This window comes from Anaerofustis stercorihominis, from assembly GCF_024623185.1.
Lineage (GTDB): Bacteria > Bacillota > Clostridia > Eubacteriales > Anaerofustaceae > Anaerofustis.
On record NZ_JANJZK010000012.1, the window covers coordinates 20,617 to 38,163 of the forward strand.

The 17,547-nt window shown below is 31.7% G+C and carries 18 protein-coding genes and 4 tRNA genes; 10 read left to right on the forward strand and 12 right to left on the reverse strand.

Features of this window, described 5'->3' with window-relative positions; all coding sequences use genetic code 11:
* Positions 1–27: 27 nt before the first annotated feature.
* The 5 genes from NSA01_RS07815 to NSA01_RS07835 form a co-directional block, all read right to left on the reverse strand.
* Positions 28–116 (reverse strand) — tRNA-Leu (locus NSA01_RS07815).
* A 35-nt stretch (positions 117–151) separates the two neighbouring features.
* Positions 152–225: transfer RNA gene (locus NSA01_RS07820), tRNA-Cys, on the reverse strand.
* Between the two features lie 9 nt (positions 226–234).
* A tRNA-Gly gene (locus tag NSA01_RS07825) sits at positions 235–309 on the reverse strand.
* Between the two features lie 6 nt (positions 310–315).
* Positions 316–391: transfer RNA gene (locus NSA01_RS07830), tRNA-Val, on the reverse strand.
* Between the two features lie 96 nt (positions 392–487).
* Positions 488–1,660, reverse strand: coding sequence for a polysaccharide deacetylase family protein (locus tag NSA01_RS07835; RefSeq protein ID WP_257480925.1), 1,173 nt, complete (start codon positions 1,658–1,660; stop codon positions 488–490).
* Positions 1,661–2,015: 355 nt separating this feature from the next.
* Here NSA01_RS07835 and NSA01_RS07840 point away from each other — a divergent pair, with 355 nt between their 5' ends.
* The 7 genes from NSA01_RS07840 (at position 2,016) to NSA01_RS07870 (ending at position 8,182) form a co-directional block, all read left to right on the forward strand.
* Positions 2,016–3,344, forward strand: coding sequence for a RuBisCO large subunit C-terminal-like domain-containing protein (locus tag NSA01_RS07840; RefSeq protein WP_257480926.1), 1,329 nt, complete (start codon positions 2,016–2,018; stop codon positions 3,342–3,344).
* Between the two features lie 272 nt (positions 3,345–3,616).
* Positions 3,617–3,931, forward strand: a complete 315-nt coding sequence (ylxM, locus tag NSA01_RS07845; RefSeq protein ID WP_257480927.1) for a YlxM family DNA-binding protein — start codon at positions 3,617–3,619, stop codon at positions 3,929–3,931.
* Positions 3,932–3,944: 13 nt separating this feature from the next.
* Positions 3,945–5,267 (forward strand): signal recognition particle protein, encoded by a 1,323-nt coding sequence (gene ffh, locus NSA01_RS07850; protein ID WP_257480928.1) that lies wholly within the window; start codon positions 3,945–3,947, stop codon positions 5,265–5,267.
* A 69-nt stretch (positions 5,268–5,336) separates the two neighbouring features.
* Positions 5,337–5,579, forward strand: coding sequence for a 30S ribosomal protein S16 (gene rpsP, locus NSA01_RS07855; RefSeq protein ID WP_007051038.1), 243 nt, complete (start codon positions 5,337–5,339; stop codon positions 5,577–5,579).
* A 13-nt stretch (positions 5,580–5,592) separates the two neighbouring features.
* Entirely contained in the window at positions 5,593–5,823 is a 231-nt protein-coding gene (locus tag NSA01_RS07860; protein WP_007051039.1) for a KH domain-containing protein, read from the forward strand.
* Between the two features lie 170 nt (positions 5,824–5,993).
* Positions 5,994–6,851 (forward strand): helix-turn-helix transcriptional regulator, encoded by an 858-nt coding sequence (locus NSA01_RS07865; RefSeq protein ID WP_257480929.1) that lies wholly within the window; start codon positions 5,994–5,996, stop codon positions 6,849–6,851.
* Positions 6,848–8,182 carry an MATE family efflux transporter gene (locus NSA01_RS07870; protein ID WP_257480930.1) on the forward strand — a complete coding sequence of 445 codons (1,335 nt, stop codon included), beginning with the start codon at positions 6,848–6,850 and terminating at the stop codon, positions 8,180–8,182. Before NSA01_RS07865 ends, NSA01_RS07870 begins: the two co-directional genes overlap by 4 nt.
* Before the next feature lie 75 nt (positions 8,183–8,257).
* On the opposite strand, the gene NSA01_RS07875 is transcribed toward NSA01_RS07870, so the two are convergent.
* From NSA01_RS07875 to NSA01_RS07895, 5 genes are all read right to left on the reverse strand, one after another.
* Positions 8,258–8,635: a DUF4186 domain-containing protein gene (locus tag NSA01_RS07875; protein ID WP_257480931.1), complete on the reverse strand. Its 378-nt coding sequence runs from the start codon at positions 8,633–8,635 to the stop codon at positions 8,258–8,260.
* Positions 8,636–8,715: 80 nt separating this feature from the next.
* A complete protein-coding gene (locus tag NSA01_RS07880; protein ID WP_257480932.1) occupies positions 8,716–9,066 on the reverse strand; it encodes a metal-dependent transcriptional regulator in 351 nt (116 codons plus the stop codon).
* A gap of 10 nt (positions 9,067–9,076) precedes the next feature.
* A complete protein-coding gene (locus tag NSA01_RS07885; protein WP_257480933.1) occupies positions 9,077–10,063 on the reverse strand; it encodes a cation diffusion facilitator family transporter in 987 nt (328 codons plus the stop codon).
* Entirely contained in the window at positions 9,972–10,484 is a 513-nt protein-coding gene (locus NSA01_RS07890; RefSeq protein WP_257480934.1) for a MarR family winged helix-turn-helix transcriptional regulator, read from the reverse strand. The genes NSA01_RS07885 and NSA01_RS07890 overlap by 92 nt, the downstream gene beginning before the upstream one ends.
* Before the next feature lie 180 nt (positions 10,485–10,664).
* A complete protein-coding gene (locus tag NSA01_RS07895; RefSeq protein ID WP_257480935.1) occupies positions 10,665–12,254 on the reverse strand; it encodes a VWA domain-containing protein in 1,590 nt (529 codons plus the stop codon).
* A gap of 585 nt (positions 12,255–12,839) precedes the next feature.
* Between NSA01_RS07895 and glmS the strand changes: the two genes are divergently transcribed.
* The 3 genes from glmS to NSA01_RS07910 all read left to right on the forward strand — a co-directional run bounded on the left by glmS (position 12,840) and on the right by NSA01_RS07910 (position 15,791).
* Positions 12,840–14,669, forward strand: a complete 1,830-nt coding sequence (gene glmS, locus NSA01_RS07900) for a glutamine--fructose-6-phosphate transaminase (isomerizing) (RefSeq protein ID WP_257480936.1) — start codon at positions 12,840–12,842, stop codon at positions 14,667–14,669.
* A 205-nt stretch (positions 14,670–14,874) separates the two neighbouring features.
* Positions 14,875–15,354, forward strand: a complete 480-nt coding sequence (locus tag NSA01_RS07905; protein WP_257480937.1) for a QueT transporter family protein — start codon at positions 14,875–14,877, stop codon at positions 15,352–15,354.
* Entirely contained in the window at positions 15,354–15,791 is a 438-nt protein-coding gene (locus NSA01_RS07910; protein WP_257480938.1) for a nucleoside deaminase, read from the forward strand. The genes NSA01_RS07905 and NSA01_RS07910 overlap by 1 nt, the downstream gene beginning before the upstream one ends.
* Before the next feature lie 26 nt (positions 15,792–15,817).
* Here NSA01_RS07910 and NSA01_RS07915 read toward each other — a convergent pair whose 3' ends face one another.
* Both NSA01_RS07915 and NSA01_RS07920 read right to left on the reverse strand, forming a co-directional pair.
* Positions 15,818–17,095: a hypothetical protein gene (locus tag NSA01_RS07915; protein ID WP_257480939.1), complete on the reverse strand. Its 1,278-nt coding sequence runs from the start codon at positions 17,093–17,095 to the stop codon at positions 15,818–15,820.
* A gap of 104 nt (positions 17,096–17,199) precedes the next feature.
* On the reverse strand, positions 17,200–17,472 hold the full coding sequence (locus NSA01_RS07920) for an HU family DNA-binding protein (protein ID WP_257480940.1): 273 nt from the start codon (positions 17,470–17,472) through the stop codon (positions 17,200–17,202).
* Positions 17,473–17,547 lie beyond the last annotated feature (75 nt).

Consider the following 17,547-nt stretch of genomic DNA (forward strand, 5'->3'; position numbering starts at 1 on the left):
AGACCTAAAGGTCTTAACATAAAAGGATGGTGCCGAAGACCGGAATCGAACCGGTACGATCGGTAAGGATCGCAGGATTTTAAGTCCTGTGCGTCTGCCAGTTCCGCCACTTCGGCATAAAATCTCTTTGTTAATCTATTGACTTTTAAAATGGAGGCGGCACCCAGATTTGAACTGGGGATACGGGTGTTGCAGACCCTTGCCTTACCACTTGGCTATGCCGCCTAAAAAAAATGGAGCGAAAGACGAGATTCGAACTCGCGACCCTCGCCTTGGCAAGGCGATGCTCTACCACTGAGCCACTTTCGCATAAAATGGTGGTCGCAATAGGGCTCGAACCTATGACCCCCTGCTTGTAAGGCAGGTGCTCTCCCAGCTGAGCTATGCGACCACTTACAGTGCTGATTTATTATATAATAACAAAAGGTTTATGTCAAGTAATATTTGGTATTTTTTTAATAAATTTTTACTGTAAATATACTAAGTATCATTCTACGGTTTTATATGTTTTTGTATCGTAATAGATCGTTTTGAAGCTCTTTGTTTTTTCACTGTCTATATTCTTCTTATAAGTAGAAGGGATCGATAAAATTGTATTATCACCGTCAGATATATATTTCTTTTCAGGATGCTTTTCGTAAAAATCAAAATACCAGTACATATCCATGTGCTGACCTTTATTTGCTATTGCTCTGCTTATATAGTATGGGTCAAAATCCTTGTTTACGGGATTAGTAAAATATGGAGGCTCGGGAGCTGCTAGCACGGCACTTTGCATATTATACTTTATGCCCTTGTATTCTCCGTTTTTTACTGCTTTTAAATTTTCTTCTTTAGGTTTATCTCCATATGGATATGCAAGATAAGAAGTGGCTGTTTTATTGTTGTTTTTATATACAAGATTATTTACTTTACCTATTTCTTCCATTATTTCCCTTTTATTTAAGTTGTTCATATTGTAATGATGATAAGTATGGTTACCTACTTCATATCCTAAATCTGTAAGGACTCTGAACTTATCCTTATAATCACCTTCGGTTTTATTATTGTAGTAAGCATCATAGTCGAATGGGTTTTCCGTTATATATAACACTCCTCCCGAACCGAAATCAGGGTGTTCGGATTTAAATTCTTCCATTATACCGATCAACGTATCATTATTTACAACAAGTTTCCCCTCCTTGTTTTTAACAAGTGAAAAACAACTTTTTAATCCGTCATCGAATGTAAGTAATATAGGGGTTTTCCCTGCGGGGATATTTATATCGTTGCTTAAGTATTCTTTCATTGATATCAAAACATAACCGTTCTTATACATATATTCCAAGTCATTACGAAATTCTTTTTTGTTTCTGTGCCATGGGAAATGTTTGACTTTATTATCTATACTATGATACATTATCACCATTATGTCTCCGGCTTCATTTGGCTTGACGGTTTTATAATCTATGCTTTTATATTCCGTTTTATCTTTAGATGCTATATTATTTTCGGTATTTGTATATTTGCTGAAATGTTTTACGTTAAATGTAACGATGCTTATTATTCCGATTATGAGTACTATTATTATTAAGTAATATCGATTCTTTTTTATAAAAAACTTGAAACTTTTATCTTTATTTGCAAATTCATCATTATGTTTATTTTCGTTTTTTGCCAATGTATTTATTCCTTTCTGTTATCATCTCTTATTAATTAATATATGTAGTAATGAGCTCTAATATTTTCATTTTTTCAATTTATATTTATTTTGTTTACTTTACTATATTACCACTAATTTTGCCAATTAAAACCATTTTACAATAATATTAATGAAAATTTAATTTTTATGTTAAAATGGTGGAGCAAAATAAATTTTTTATATATTTATGTAAAATATAAATTATTTAGTTGACAAAACATAATTACCATGTTATTATATAAGCGTAAAGACAGGATTATGTTTTACAAATACAGCGTCTTTGCAATAAGGGTAGATGGTTAAACATTATTAAGTTTTGAGGAGGATTTTAAAAATGAAACAAAAGTATAACCCTATGATGTTCCAATGTAGTGAAAGTTTGGATATGAGCAAACATATCGTAGCTACATATTACATGAGAGGAAAAGGCAACGATGTTATGAGCCTTGACCTTGCTAAATTCGCGGAAGCAATCGCTGCGGAACAAGCAACAGGTACATGGATCGATGTTCCTTTTGAAACAGATGATATAGTTGAAAGACATGCCGCTAAGGTAATAGGTATATATGAAACACCTGCTTATGACAGGGAACTTCCTGAAGGAATCCAATACAGAGATATGATAGTTAGACTTGCTTTCCCATGGGAAAATATAGGTACTAACTTCCCAATGATTTTCACAACAGCTATAGGTAATATCTCAGCTGCCAGACTTAAATTATTGGATCTTGAATTCCCAAAAGAATATACAGATCACTTCCAAGGTCCTAAATTCGGTATCCAAGGTGTAAGAGATATCCTTGATATCCCTGAAAGACCGCTTACATGTGCTATGATCAAACCTGATACAGGATGGACTCCAGAACAAGGTGGTATAATGGCATATGATGCATACCTAGGCGGTATCGATGTAATCAAAGATGATGAATTACTTGTTGCCGATCCTGCATGGTGTCCTATCGAAAAAAGAGTTCAGGCTATAACAGATGCAGGTAAGAGAGCATTTGAACAAACAGGTGAAAAGAAACTATACACAGTTAACTTAACTGAAGACAGCTTCAAAATTAAAGATCTAGCTTACAGAGCAATTGACGCAGGTGCTAATGCGTTGATGATTAATACATACACTGCAGGTTTCTCTGCACTTAGACAATTAGCTGAAGATCCAAATATTCAGATTCCAGTTATGTCTCACCCTGACTATGCTGCTGCACAGTCTTACTCTCCTGACACAGGTGTTGCAGTAGCACTTCTTTGGGGTAAATTAGCAAGATTAGCAGGTGCTGATATGGCTATCACAACAAACTACTACGGTAAGATCCCTGTACTTAGAGATTCTTACTTAAGAACATGCAGAGATCTTAAGATGAAATTCCATAACATCAAAGATTGTTTACCTGCACCAAGCGGCGGAATGTACCAAGGTGTAGTTCCTGATACTATTTATGAAGTAGGTACAGACGTTATGATCGCTGCCGGCGGAGCTGTTCACGGACATAGAAACGGTGCTACAGCAGGTGCAAAAGCTCTTAGACAAGCTATCGACGGAGCAATGGCAGGAATCCCGCTAAAAGAATATGCTAAAGATAAACCTGATCTTCAAATCGCTTTAGATGACTGGGGATGCGGTGAAAAAGAAGATTTATTCGACATGAAAAAATAGTCGTTTTACTAAACATAAAATATGTTTACCTCTAAATATTATAATTAAAATATTGCCCCCGACGAAAGTCGGGGGTTTATTTGTATTTAAACATATTTAATTGATTTAATTTTTTAGTATTTCCATATTTAAAAAATATTTAAATTAGGTAAGTATTGGGGATTTATTTTGATTAAGTCGATTTATAAAAGTAATAATAATTGTCAAGTAAAAACCCTTGACAATATGTTTTTCTTTTGTTATAATCTCTTAGTCAGTATAAGGAGAGAAGTATGGAAAAGTATTTTAAAATGTCATATTTAATAGATATTTATTCATCTCTGCTTACACATAAGCAATTAAAGGTATTGGAATATTATTACGATGATGATATTTCACTCAGTGAGATTGCGAGTATGTTAAATATTTCTCGTCAAGGTGTTTATGATACTTTGAAGAGAGCTGAAAAGATAATATTGGAATACGATGAAAAATTAAATTTACTAAAAAAATATGAAGAAAATATTGAACTGTTAAATAGATTGGAAGAATTGAGTAAAGACAAAGAGTCCTTATCATTAATAAAAGAGATAAGAGAAAACCTATAAGGAGGTATAGACCTTGTTTGAAGCTTTAGGAGATAAACTGCAGGCAACCTTTAAGAAACTTAGAGGAAAAGGTAAGCTTACCGAGAAAGATATAGATGCGGCTTTGAGAGAAATCAGGATGTCGCTTTTGGAAGCGGATGTAAACTACAAAGTAGTTAAGACATTTGCAAATAATTTAAAAGAAAAATGTATGGGAGAAGAGGTCTTAAAGTCTTTAACTCCCGGACAGCAAGTAATAAAGATAGTCAATAACGAACTTATAACTTTGCTCGGAGGCGAAAGCAGAGATATAACCTTTGCCGATAACGGACCTACGGTAATAATGGTTGTAGGGGTTCAGGGCAGCGGTAAAACTACAAGTATCGGTAAAATGGGTAACTTCTTTAAAAATAAGAAGAATAAAAAAGTAGTATTTGTTGCATGTGATATCCATAGAGCCGCAGCTGTCGACCAGTTAAAAGTTCTCGGTGAAGGACTCGACATAGAAGTATTTACACTTGATAAAAAAGATGCGGGTAAGATAGCTAAAAAGGGTGTTGAGTACGGAAAAAAAATCGGTGCGGATATAATCATCGTCGATACAGCCGGAAGACAGCATGTGGACAGCGAAATGATGGAAGAAGCAGTAAAAGTCAAAAAGGCTATAAATCCAAACGAAACATTATTTGTTATAGATTCATTGATGGGTCAGCAGGCGGTTGACGCAGCAAAAGCATTTGATGAAAGTCTGGAAATAACAGGATTTATCCTTTCTAAACTCGATTCCGACGCAAGAGGCGGAGCAGCCCTTAGTGTTACTTATATAACCAAGAAACCTATAAAGTTTTCTGCATTTGGTGAAAAAATGGAAGACTTTGAACCTTTTCATCCTGATAGAGTAGCTTCGAGAATACTCGGAATGGGCGATGTTTTATCTTTGATAGAAAAAGCAGAAACCATTTATGATGAAAAAGAAGCCAAAAAGATGGAAGAAAAGATGAGAAAGAATTCTTTCACCTTGGAAGACTTTTTGGATCAAATGGAAAGCATGAACAAAATGGGCGGGATAGAAGGCTTGTTATCAATGCTTCCGGGAGCGGGAAAGCTTAAAGGTATGGCAATAAGTGAAAAAGACTTGATTAAACAAAAAGCTATTATCCAGTCTATGACGATTAAAGAAAGACAAAATCCCAATATAATAAATGCAAGCAGAAGAAAGAGGATAGCAGCCGGAAGCGGAACAAAGGTAAGCGATGTAAATAAACTTCTTACAGGTTTTGAACAAAGCAAGAAGATGATGAAGCAGCTGAATTCCGGTAAGATGAAATTTCCGGGAATGAAACTTCCGTTTATGTAAAACAGTCAAAAAGAAATTTAATTTCTTTATATATAAAAACATAATAGTATAAATAAAAGGAGAAAAAACATGGCAGTAAAAATCAGATTAAAAAGAATGGGTGCAAAAAAACAACCTTACTACAGAATAGTAGTAGCAGACGAAAGAACAGCAAGAGACGGCAAGAGCATTGCTTTACTTGGACACTATAAACCTGTAGGTGAAAAAAGTGTAGAAATTGATGCTGAAAAAGCAAAAGAATGGTTAAACAAAGGTGCTAAACCTACAGATACTGTTGCTAAACTTTTCAAACAAAATGGTATCACAAAATAGTTAGGAGACCGATATGGTTGAATTAATAGAAACGATTGCAAAGGCTTTGGTAGATAATCCCGACGAAGTTGAAGTAAGACAAGTTGAAAAGGAAAATCTTACAGTAATCAAGCTCAAAGTGTCAAAAGACGATATGGGCAAAGTTATCGGTAAACAAGGCAGAATTGCAAAAGCTATAAGAAGCGTATTAAAAGCTGCTGCAACCAAAGAAGAAAAGAGAGTTGTTTTAGACATCGAAGAATAATAAAAACACCGCAGGTCGGTGTTTTTTTATTTGTTTAATAAAAATATGTTAAAATCATTATTTAAAGAATATTTAAACTAATGAATGATTTAAAATTTATAAAAACAGCAAGATCCATTAAAACTACGATTATTATTTTTGATAAAATTTTATAAGAAAGGAGGCAGAGCATGATAAATAAAATAAAGATAATTAATGAAATCATCGATTATATTGAAAATCACTTATACGAAAATTTGAGTATTGATGATATATCAAAAGTAATGAATTACTCTAAATATTATCTCCATCGTTTATTTTCAAATATCGTAGGCGTAACTATTCATGATTATATTAACAGAAGGCGTTTGACAGAGTCTGCAGAATTTCTGGTGTTTACTGATAAACCGATAATAGAAATTGCATTGAACTCAGGGTATGAAAGTCAGCAGGCTTTCTCCAATGCTTTTAAAGATATGTATAAAATATCTCCAAAAAAGTTCAGAGAAAGAAAATCATTCTATCCTCTTCAGCTAAGGTTTTTCATTGGAAAAGATTTTATAAATTTAAAATATGAGATATTTACGCCGGAAGATATCGACATTGTAAGTAAAGATGATATTGAAAAATGTATGGATCTTGTAAAGCTTGTGGTAGACGGGTTTCCGGGATTTGAGCAAGCGCAGTATATGGAAAGTCTTATCGAACACATCCAAAATAAAGAAGCTTTTATTATTAAATATAATGATAATGCTATTGCAGTAATGTTTTATAGTATACAAAAAGGAAATATAGATTTTCTTGCAGTTCATCCTAAATATAATAAAAGAGAGATATTAATAACATTTATCAGCAAAATATTTAATGACTTAAGTTCAAATAGAGAAATGATAAGTATTACAACTTTTAGAGAAGGTGATAAAGCGGACAGAGGTTATAGGGAGTTATTGTTGGCTTTAGGGTTTATAGAGAGTGACTTGTTGACGGAATTTGGTTATCCCACCCAAAAAATGATACTTAAGAGAAAAGGGTTTGAGGAACTTTTATGAGTAATGAAAATATGACCAATTCTCGTGAAAATATCCTTTCTCGTGACTTTGATTTATCTTCTCTTTTGAAATTTGCTTTTCCTACTATAATAATGATGATTTTCATGGGGCTATATACAATTATAGATACTATATTTGTTTCGAGGTTTGTGAACACAAATGCTCTTAGTTCAATAAATATAGTTTGTCCCATAATAAATATTGTAGTAGGGATAGGGACTATGATTGCTACAGGTTCGAGTGCAATCATTGCTTCGAAAATGGGGGAGGGGGATTATAAAGAAGCGAGAGAATACCTTTCTCTTATTGTGATTTTTGGAATTACTATAGGAATAATTATTTCCATATTAGGGATAATCTTCATAGATAAAATAATTTGGAGCTTAGGGGCAAGTGAAATTTTATATAGCTACTGTAAAGATTATTTATTGATAATCCTAATATTTACCCCTGCCGGTATCCTTCAAGTCTTGTTCCAATCTCTAATTGTTACTGCCGGGCGTCCCGGATTTGGTATGATTTTATCAATCAGTGCAGGAATGATGAATATGATACTGGATTATATATTCATTGTGATTTTTAATATGGGGATAAAAGGTTCAGCCCTTGGAACGGGTATAGGATATGTGCTCCCGTCCGTAATAGGAATTATATTTTTTCTGACTTCAAAGGGTACGTTATATTTTGAAAAGCCTAAATTTGATATAAATATGATATTTAAAAGTTTGTATAACGGTTCATCGGAAATGGTAAGTCAGCTTGCTACTGCCATTACTACGTTTCTTTTTAATTTGGTAATGATGAAACTTCTCGGAGAGAATGGAGTTGCTGCCATTACTATAATTATTTATTCACAGTTTATGCTTTCCACTTTATTTATCGGATTTTCTATGGGTGTTTCTCCGATTATGAGTTTTAATTACGGGAGTAAAAATCATAATAGATTAAAAACTTTGATTAAAAGCAGTATTACTTTCATTGGTTTTATATCTATATTGGTTTTCATGATATCTATGTTTTTTGGAGATCGTCTGGTAAGTGTATTTTCTCCAGCTGGAAGTGAAGTATATGATATTGCAAGAAATGGATTTTTTATTTTTCCAATTAGCTTTTTATTTTGCGGGTTCAATATTTTTTCTTCCGCAATCTTTACTGCTTTATCCAATGGGAAAGTTTCTGCTATGATTTCTTTCTTAAGAACGTTTTGTTTTATAACGATAGGGTTACTTACTCTTCCCATACTATTTGGCGTAAACGGTGTTTGGCTGGCAGTTCCATTATCTGAGTTTATTACCATGTTTATATCCATATATTTTATTAAAACTATTTAAGAATTTAAATAATTTATTTATATTCATATCATACTCAATCATATTAAGTTTCATAAAGATACTTAGTATGATTTTTTAATAATTATATTCTCTATTTATCCACTTCATTATGACCTTGACAATATACTCTTGTTCTTCTTTTGACAGTTCTTTATTCATCTCTATTTTATGCCATTTATATAAACATTTTCTGCAGCATGTGGCAGTGGCATGCTGAGCAATGAAGACAGGATGATTTTTTGTCGGGGTTTGTTTCCCTTCATTTGGTATAACGGCAGGGGATAATCTTTTATATATAAAGTCTCTTGCATGATCATTTATTACATCTAATCCTTTTTTATCAATATAATCCATATCTTTATTTTTTAAATGAAAACTTGTCCTGAACTTTGATTTAGATAACCTTTCAAGAATATTTTCTATTTTCATTGTTTCATATTCCTTATTATCCATTTCTTTCTCCAAAGATTTAATAATTTATAATATTATAATAATTATATCACTAAAAAATAAAAGCGAAATTTTTATCGCTTTTAAAAAATTTCTTTTAGTTTATTGAAAGTCGTACAGCTGATGTTATAAGCAAAACTTGAAGCGTCGCTATCAGCGATATTTGTATCAAGTCCCATGCCGATAAGTTTATTGTAGAAAAATGAATATTTATCTTCTATTGATTTTGCCTTCTCATATCCTTTAGAAGTCAGATTTATTTTTCCGTCTTTATCAACTTTAATATATTCATCTTTCTTTAAGTTCTTAACTGCACGGCTTACACTTGCTTTTGAATAGTTCATGTATTTTGCGATATCTATAGCATGTACGTTATTATTTTTTATTCTAAGTTTATAAATACTTTGCAAATATCTGCATGCAGAATTTCTCATATTTCCCTCTCTAAATTAAATATGTTTTTTCTTTGATTTTTATAATTTCATCTACATCTACATAAATATAGGGTTCAAATTTAAACTTATTCTTAATTTCATTTTTGATTTTATTTATATCGTCTTTCAATTCTTTATTATCAAAACTTTCTTTTAATGAAATTTGAATAATAGCAATTTTATGTTCCGGACCATAATCGTGGACTTCAAAATCTTTGAGTTTATCGAAAATAGGATATTTCATTATTATACTCTCTATTTTTTTCTCATCTTCTTCATTTGCTCCTTTACCAATCAGTAATATTATATTTTCACTGAAAGCAGGAATACCGCTGTAGAATATTATTATGCTTATAATTAGCCCTAAAATCCCGTCTACGGGAAGAGTTGTAAAAGGGGAGATTATAAATGATATTAGAGTTGCCGATGTAGCTAGTATGTCCGAAGAATAATTTTTTATATTTGCGTTTAGAGCAGATGATTCAATGCTTTTATTTTTGTTTTTTGTATATAATACCAATCCGAGTTTTATTATTATTGATATAATACTTACTATAAACAGAAGTGGGATTATATCCGGCTTTACGGGATCGATTAAATTTGTTATGGATTTTTTCATTAATAGTATCCCTGTTGACATGATTATTATTGAAATAAAAAGTCCGCTTATATACTCCATTCTCCCGTGACCGTATGGGTGAGTCTTTTCACCTTCCACCTCCGAAGCATAAAAGCCTATCACCGCGGTAATTGAACTTATGCAGTCGATTAAATTATCAATTCCTTCCGATAATATTGCTATGCTTCCGCTTAAAAATGATGTGCCAAGTTTTAATATAAATAATATCAAATTCCCGATTATGCCAATAACACCGGTTTTAATAGCCTCATTAGTTCTGGTTATGTTATTTTTCTCTGTCGTTTCTTCTTGTTCTTCTTTCAAAATGACGTTCAAAGTGTCTTCTGTTTCTTTCTGATCTTTGATCGTTTTCGTCATAATTTATATATGCCTCCATTCTTTTGATTATTCTGTTGAGGTAGTCTTCCAGATTGTTTTGTTCTTCTTCGCTCAAATCTGAAAATATTTCATTTATTTCAAATTGATTTTCTCCCGCTTCTTTTCCTTTTTCCGTTAAGTGAATTAACATAACTCTTTTATCTTCTTCTGACGGGGTCCTTTCAATAAATCCGCCTTTTTCCAGTTTTGATAATAACTCTCCGAGAGATTGTGATCTTATATCAAGTAAATATGACAATTCCTTCTGGGATATGTCAGGTTTTAATTGAAGCATTTTTAAAACTCTTCCTTGTCCTCTGTGAGGGTCTGATACTGCTGAAAATCTGCTCATGTTTTTATGGTAGTATCTGTGCATTAACCATTGTATTTTAGAAAATTGTTCATATAGATTTCTATTCATTGTATTACCTCCTAAAATCAGGTACCAATTTTTAAAAGGTACCTTTCTATATTTAGATTATACAGGTACCTTATTGATTTGTCAAGAAAAATATTAAGGTACCTTGTAATACGTTATTATTAACGTATTAATTGATCATATAAAAAAAATAGCACTTATTTTAAGTACTATTTTTTTATCTTAGAAGCTCTTTTTTAATTTGTATAAAATACTACCTAAACCAGCTAAACTTATAAGCATTATGATCGAATAAATGTAATTATCATTTGTATCTCCCGTTTGAGGTGTTTTAGTAGTTTTTTCTTTATTTATGATCTCTTTCTTTTGATTTTCAATGTTTTTAGGATTTGTTTTATTTACTATATATTTAATATGCGGTTTATTAAAATATTCTTGTTTTTCTTTTCCGTCAGTAGATGTATAATCTATATAAGCCTCCTCATTTGTATATGCAATATGTTCTCCCTCTTTATCTGATTTGTTTATAAGTTTTACTTGATATTTAAGTTCCAGTTTTTCAGTTTTTTTAACTGGGGTATTTATACTTAATATAAACTTTTCCGGTTTGTTTATATATTCAATTACATAAGGGTATATACCATCTTTGTCTTTATCACCAAAACATATTTCTTGTTTGTCGTTTATAGTGCTTTTTAATTCTTTATTTCCGATATATAGTTTAAAGCTATTTGATATTAAATCAAAATCTTTACCGATCAAATCGGTGATCTTACCTTTTTCAATAGTATATAGTATATCACTTTTAACATTGTCAAACATACCTTCAACGCCGCTTGCATTATCATCATATTTTTTTGAAATACCACCTAAGCTTGATAATCCAAGCATGAAGTTTAGTCCATATGGATGATTTGATAATTGGTCTGTACTTCCATATGAAAAACAGTCATAACCATTATTTACTGCCTTTTTGTACTCTTCGGCTGCTGTATACATAGCAATATCAGTACTATAACCGTTATTTTCTCTATTTTCTGCCGGAACGTATTTTTTACTATAATTTTTATCTGGGTTATATCTGTATAAAGTTTGTCCGTCATATATATCTGTATAAGCTTTAATTGTTGTTTCATAACTTTCTTTATATTTATTCATCCATGATTTACAGTCTTTTAGTTCATCCAGATACGATTCTATATCTTTATGATTTTTCTTTAATTGACCTATATCCGGACCGCAATAAATATTTTCTTCACCCGTATTATTATTTTCATTAAAAACCGTTTTAGGTTCATCTGACCATAGATATGTAACGCCGTCACTGACAATAACAAGATGCTTATTTTTGTTTTCAACTTTATTGTCACTATCAAGCATTTTTCTGCCAGCTCTTATTCCTGCTTCTAAATTAGTGCCGCTTGAAATTTTTGTATTAATTGCCTCTTCGATTGTTTTTAAATTATCATTATTTAATTTTGTTAATTCTAAAATATTATGTGCTTGTTTGTTAAAAATAATTATTCCTACTTTTATCTTGTGATTTTGAGCATTTTTGTTTAGTTCTTGCAGCATTTTTAATGCTTCGTTTCTCACATTTGTACTCGTGGATTTGTCAAGTACAAATACGACATCACTGTAAGTTTTTACTTCATTTGCTTTCAATGATAAAGTTATAATTGTTTTATCGTTTTTTAGTTCTTCGGCGGATTTGCTTTTATTCAAATAATTATTTTCTGCTGCAAATATACTTGTTTGTGTACTTAGCAGAAAAATAATAGAAAATAGAAAAGATATTAAATTTTTTTTCATTAAAAATCTCCTTCTTTCACTTTTTAGCATTCCTGTCTCGATGATTTTTGATATTGAAGATTTTTAATAAAGTTTTAAACTATGGTTTGTTACATAACGTTTACTTTTTGTAACATATGTGATAAAATTATATATATTTAATTTTATAAAACTTTTAATACTATTTTCATTATAATCATTACTTGTTTCTTTGGTTTTTGTAATATTTCGAGGGGTAAAACTGTGTCACAATATGTAAAGTTTATGTTACGAAAAGTAAAGGTTTTTTATTATATTTTGATTTTTTAAATTAAAGTAATTTTCTGAAAATTAGAAAATGATTAATTTAGTTCCACTTTTCTTTTACTTTTGATATAATGTATTAGAATAAGGAGGTTAATGAATAGGAATTTATAATTAAAGCGCCCGAACCGAATTCCTAAATATATATTAAAAGGTTGACGAGGAAAAGGGTTTATCGAGTTTTCGGCGGATGCCCTTTGGGATAAAAGTGTTCCTTAAAGCTAAAAAAAACCTTGGAGTAATCCTTGGGACAAAATTAAGCTTAAACTTTAAGAAATTAAAAACTTAAGGAGAAAATATAATATGTGCGGAATAGTAGGTTATATAGGAGATAAAAAAGCGAGCGATATTTTGGTTGACGGACTTGCGAAATTAGAATACAGAGGCTATGATTCAGCCGGGATTGCAGTATTCGAGGACGGAAAGATCAATATAAGAAAACATAAAGGCAGACTTGATAATTTAAAAGAAAGCCTTAAAAAGAACGATGTTGAAGGGCATGTAGGTATAGGACATACAAGATGGGCTACTCACGGAGAACCGTCTGATATAAATTCTCATCCGCATGCAAGTCATAACGGTAAAATCGTTATAGTTCATAACGGTATAATTGAAAACTATATAGATTTAAAAGAAGAATTGGTAGAAAAAGGGTATAGATTTATTTCTGATACTGATACTGAGGTTGCAGCTCATTTAATAGAAGAGCTATATGACGGGGATTTGCTTTCAACAGTGAAGGAAGCAACTAAAAAACTCTCAGGTTCTTATGCTCTTGCAGTAATGTGTAAAGATAATCCAGATGAACTTATAGCTGTCAGAAAAGACAGTCCTTTGATAATCGGTAAAGGAGAAGGAGAAAACTTCATAGCAAGCGATATCCCTGCGGTACTTAAACACACAAGAGACATTTATCTGCTTGACGATGATGAAATTGCTGTTATTACAAAGGATAGCGTTACAATATACGATGAAGAAGGCAAAAAGGTCGGCAAACAGATACTTAAAGTAAACTGGGATGCTGCGGGAGCCGAAAAAGGCGGATATGAACATTTCATGCTTAAAGAAATTCATGAACAGCCAAGAGCTATCAGAGATACTTTAAGAGGAAGATTAGATGAAGAAAAACATGAAGTAAAACTCGATGATATAACTATTACAAAAGAAGATTTGGATAAAATCAACAAGATTTATATAGTTGCATGCGGTACCGCTTATTATGCAGGTAACGTTGGTAAAAATGTAATAGAAAAATATGCAAGAATTCCTGTAGAAGTTGATATCGCAAGCGAATTCAGATATCGTAATCCTATTATTGATGAACATACACTTCTTATTTCAATATCACAGTCAGGTGAAACTGCGGATACTCTAGCCGCAATGAGACTTGCAAGTAAGCAAGGTGCAAGAGTTTTAGCCGTTACAAATGTGGTAGGAAGTACTGTTTCGAGAGAAGCGAGTGATGTTCTTTATACATGGGCAGGTCCGGAAATTGCCGTTGCTTCGACAAAAGCGTATTCTACTCAGGTTGTAAGTATGTATTTGATTGCATTATTATTTGGTAAACTGACCGGAAATCTAAGCGACGAACATTTTGAGGAAGTAGCCAAAGGATTGATGGAAATTGATAAGAATGTGGAAAATGTACTTGCAAAAGAAGAAGAAATAAAGAAAATAGCTTACGATCACTTTAAAGTTCATGATGTATTTTTCTTAGGTAGGGGACTTGATTATTTCTTATCTTTGGAAGGTTCTCTAAAGATGAAAGAGATTTCATATGTTCATTCGGAAGCGTATCAGGCAGGTGAACTTAAACATGGTCCTATAGCCTTAGTGGAAGAAGGAACTTTGATTATCGCTATTTGTACTCAGGATGCTCTATTTGAAAAAATGCTGAGCAATATAAAAGAAGTTGTTGCTAGGGGAGCATATATAGTAGGCTTCGCTAAGGAACATAATACAAATATCGAAAAAGAAGCGAATAAGGTAATGTATATTGATAATGTAATTGATGACTTAACTGTCGTACCGACAGTAGTTTATCTGCAAACATTGGCATATTACCTTGCTGTTGCAAGAAACTGTGACGTTGATAAACCAAGAAACTTGGCAAAATCAGTTACCGTTGAATAAATAAGTTAATAATAACAATTTGTATGGGAGGCAAAACCAAGAGAATTTTTCTCTTGGTTTTACTGGTATATGAAACGTCGTGTCTCATGGTATTTCATATACCCTTTAGGGGTACCTAAGGCTGTCATACTGTTATTATCATATAAAATAACAAGCTGCAGTCTCTTTATTTTAAAGAGTTTTTTTGCGGTGGATAGGAGATGTGATGACAAACAGTAAAGTAAAATTTTTGACTAAAGCTGCGATAATAGCGGCTTTATACATTGTGAGCACAATGCTTATTTCTCCGATAGCTTTCGGAGAAAACCAAGTGAGAATTTCGGAAGCGCTTAATGTATTGGTGTATTTTACGCCTTCCGCAATCCCTGGATTATTCGTAGGGTGCATACTCGCGAACTTATCCAGTCCTTTTGGGATAATAGATATAGCTTTTGGTTCTATTGCTACTCTTTTAGCGGCTTTTACCGCAAGTAAGATAAAGAATAAGTATTTGGTTGGAATACCGAGTATTTTATTCAATGGATTATTTGTAGGCTTTATCTTGTATAAAATGGCTTCGATCCCTTTTGTTGCCGGATTTATAAGTGTATCAATAGGACAAGCGGTAAGTCTTTATGTTGTTGGGCTTCCGTTATTATTATTGATAGAAAAAAATCAAAAATTGAGGAGCTTACTTTCGGATTAATGAATACATATATGCTTTTAGCAGTCAAAGAAGCTTTAAAAAGCGGGGAGGATGTCCCCGTTGGGGCTGTTATAGTTAAGGATGATAAAATCATATCAAAGGCTCATAACAGGGTTATAGAAGATAATGACCCCACAGCTCATGCCGAAATATTAGCAATAAGAGAAGCCTCGGGAATTCTTGGCAGTCATAATTTAAGCGGATGCAGTATATATGTAACTCTTGAGCCGTGTCCTATGTGTACAGGAGCCATTATAAACGCTAAAATAGATAAAGTAGTATTTGGTGCGATGGATATGGATTACGGTGCTTTTGGGAGCAGATATAATCTATTAGAGGATAATAAAGCTAAAGGCATTGATGTTTACGGAGGCATTGAAGAAGAAAGATGTTCTGTGATTTTAAAAGATTTTTTTAAGCAAATAAGAAATAAATAAAAGCAAGGGGTACCCACCTTGCTTTTTTAGTTGAATAAATATATTAAAGTTACTATTCCAAGCAGCATTTTATTATTGATCTTATTAAAAACAAGCGTTAACTTAGAATATGTCTGCGGCTTTGCACTGATTAAAATCAAGAAATATTCAATAAAAGTCTCTTTGTCTATATTCACCAAATCTTCATTTCTTTTTATCAGCCTTGATAATACTTCTTTATCCTGAACCTTTTTTATTTGTATAGCTGTTTCTCTCTTAACTATATCTTCTATTAAGTTTTTAAATTCGGTAAAAGTATACTTTTTATTTTTTTCTATTCCAAGTATATTCCCGAGGTTTTCTATCAAAGATAATTCCAGATTTTTTTCTTTTCTGAATTCCGAGTATTTTATTAAATCATCTAATTTTTCTAATATTATTTTTTTATTTAAATGATTAGTTTCAAGCAATATTTTAAGAAGATAATTTTTACTCTCGCTCAACTTTTCTCCGAGATGTGAAGTAAATTTATTAAATTCTATATCATTTACATAATCAATATAATATATTTTCCCGCTTACTTTATTTATTGCTTTTAATGTATCCAAGTATCCTGTGTTTATATGCTTTTTCATCTTAGCACTATTATAACTGTTCTCTATTTCCAGAAAGTCACTGCTTTTTATTACATTTACATTTCTGAAACTTAAAGGTTCTATAGTTTCTTCGCTTGAGAGAATTTTTTGATATCCGTTATCTACCAAAATATTTATTAAATCAGTATTTGAATTGGTAAATAAATTGTTTTTTTTAATAAACCTTGAAATTTCAGGAAAACAAATCAAAAGCAGCAGGTATGAATGGAACTGCCCCAAAGGTATTTCATTTATATTTATTACTTCATAATCAAGTGTACTTAGATTAATGCTGTTTAAAAATAAATTTGTATTTGATTTTCGTACTTTATCTTCTTTTATATATTTTTTAAGAGAAAATTTTAAGTCATTGAGTCTTTCGTCTGTAGCTAAAAACTTTGTAAATTCTTTTATGAACTGTCTGTCATTTAATGTTGACCAGTTGGCTTCATATATATTTGCAATCAATTCTGTTATTTTGAACAAATCGGTATTTATAGCCATTGTCCAGAATTTAACCATATTATCAATATCCTGCATAGCTAAAAATGACGCATTAATAACGCCGAGCCCTCCAGCACAGATAGCCTCAAAAGTTATATCGTTTTCTATAAAAGCAGAAAAGGAACCTATTTCAAAGAATTTCTTACTGCCGTCTGAATTTAGTATAATAGCATCATATTTTTGCATTATATCACTCCCGGTTCATTAACTTAATTATTATATCACAAAGGGCAATAAAAAAATACCTTCATAAAGGTATCTTTTTTTCTTCATAAATTATAAATTTAATATTAGTTTAAAGAATCTTTTAAAGCTTTGCCTGCTTTGAAAACTGGTGCTTTGCTGGCTGGGATAGTGATTTGTTCTTTAGTTTGAGGGTTGATACCTTTTCTTTCTGCTCTTTCTCTAACTTCGAAAGTACCAAATCCTACTAGAGATACTTTGTCTTCTTTTTTAAGTGTTTCTGTAATAGTTTCAATAAATGCTCCTAGACAGTTATCACATTCTTTCTTTGTAAGACCAGTTTTTTCGCTTAAAGCGCTTACTAATTCTGATTTATTCATTATAATTCCTCCAAATTTATATTTGTTGACTTAACAACTTTCCAACTCTAGATTATATTTTACCAAAAAATATAT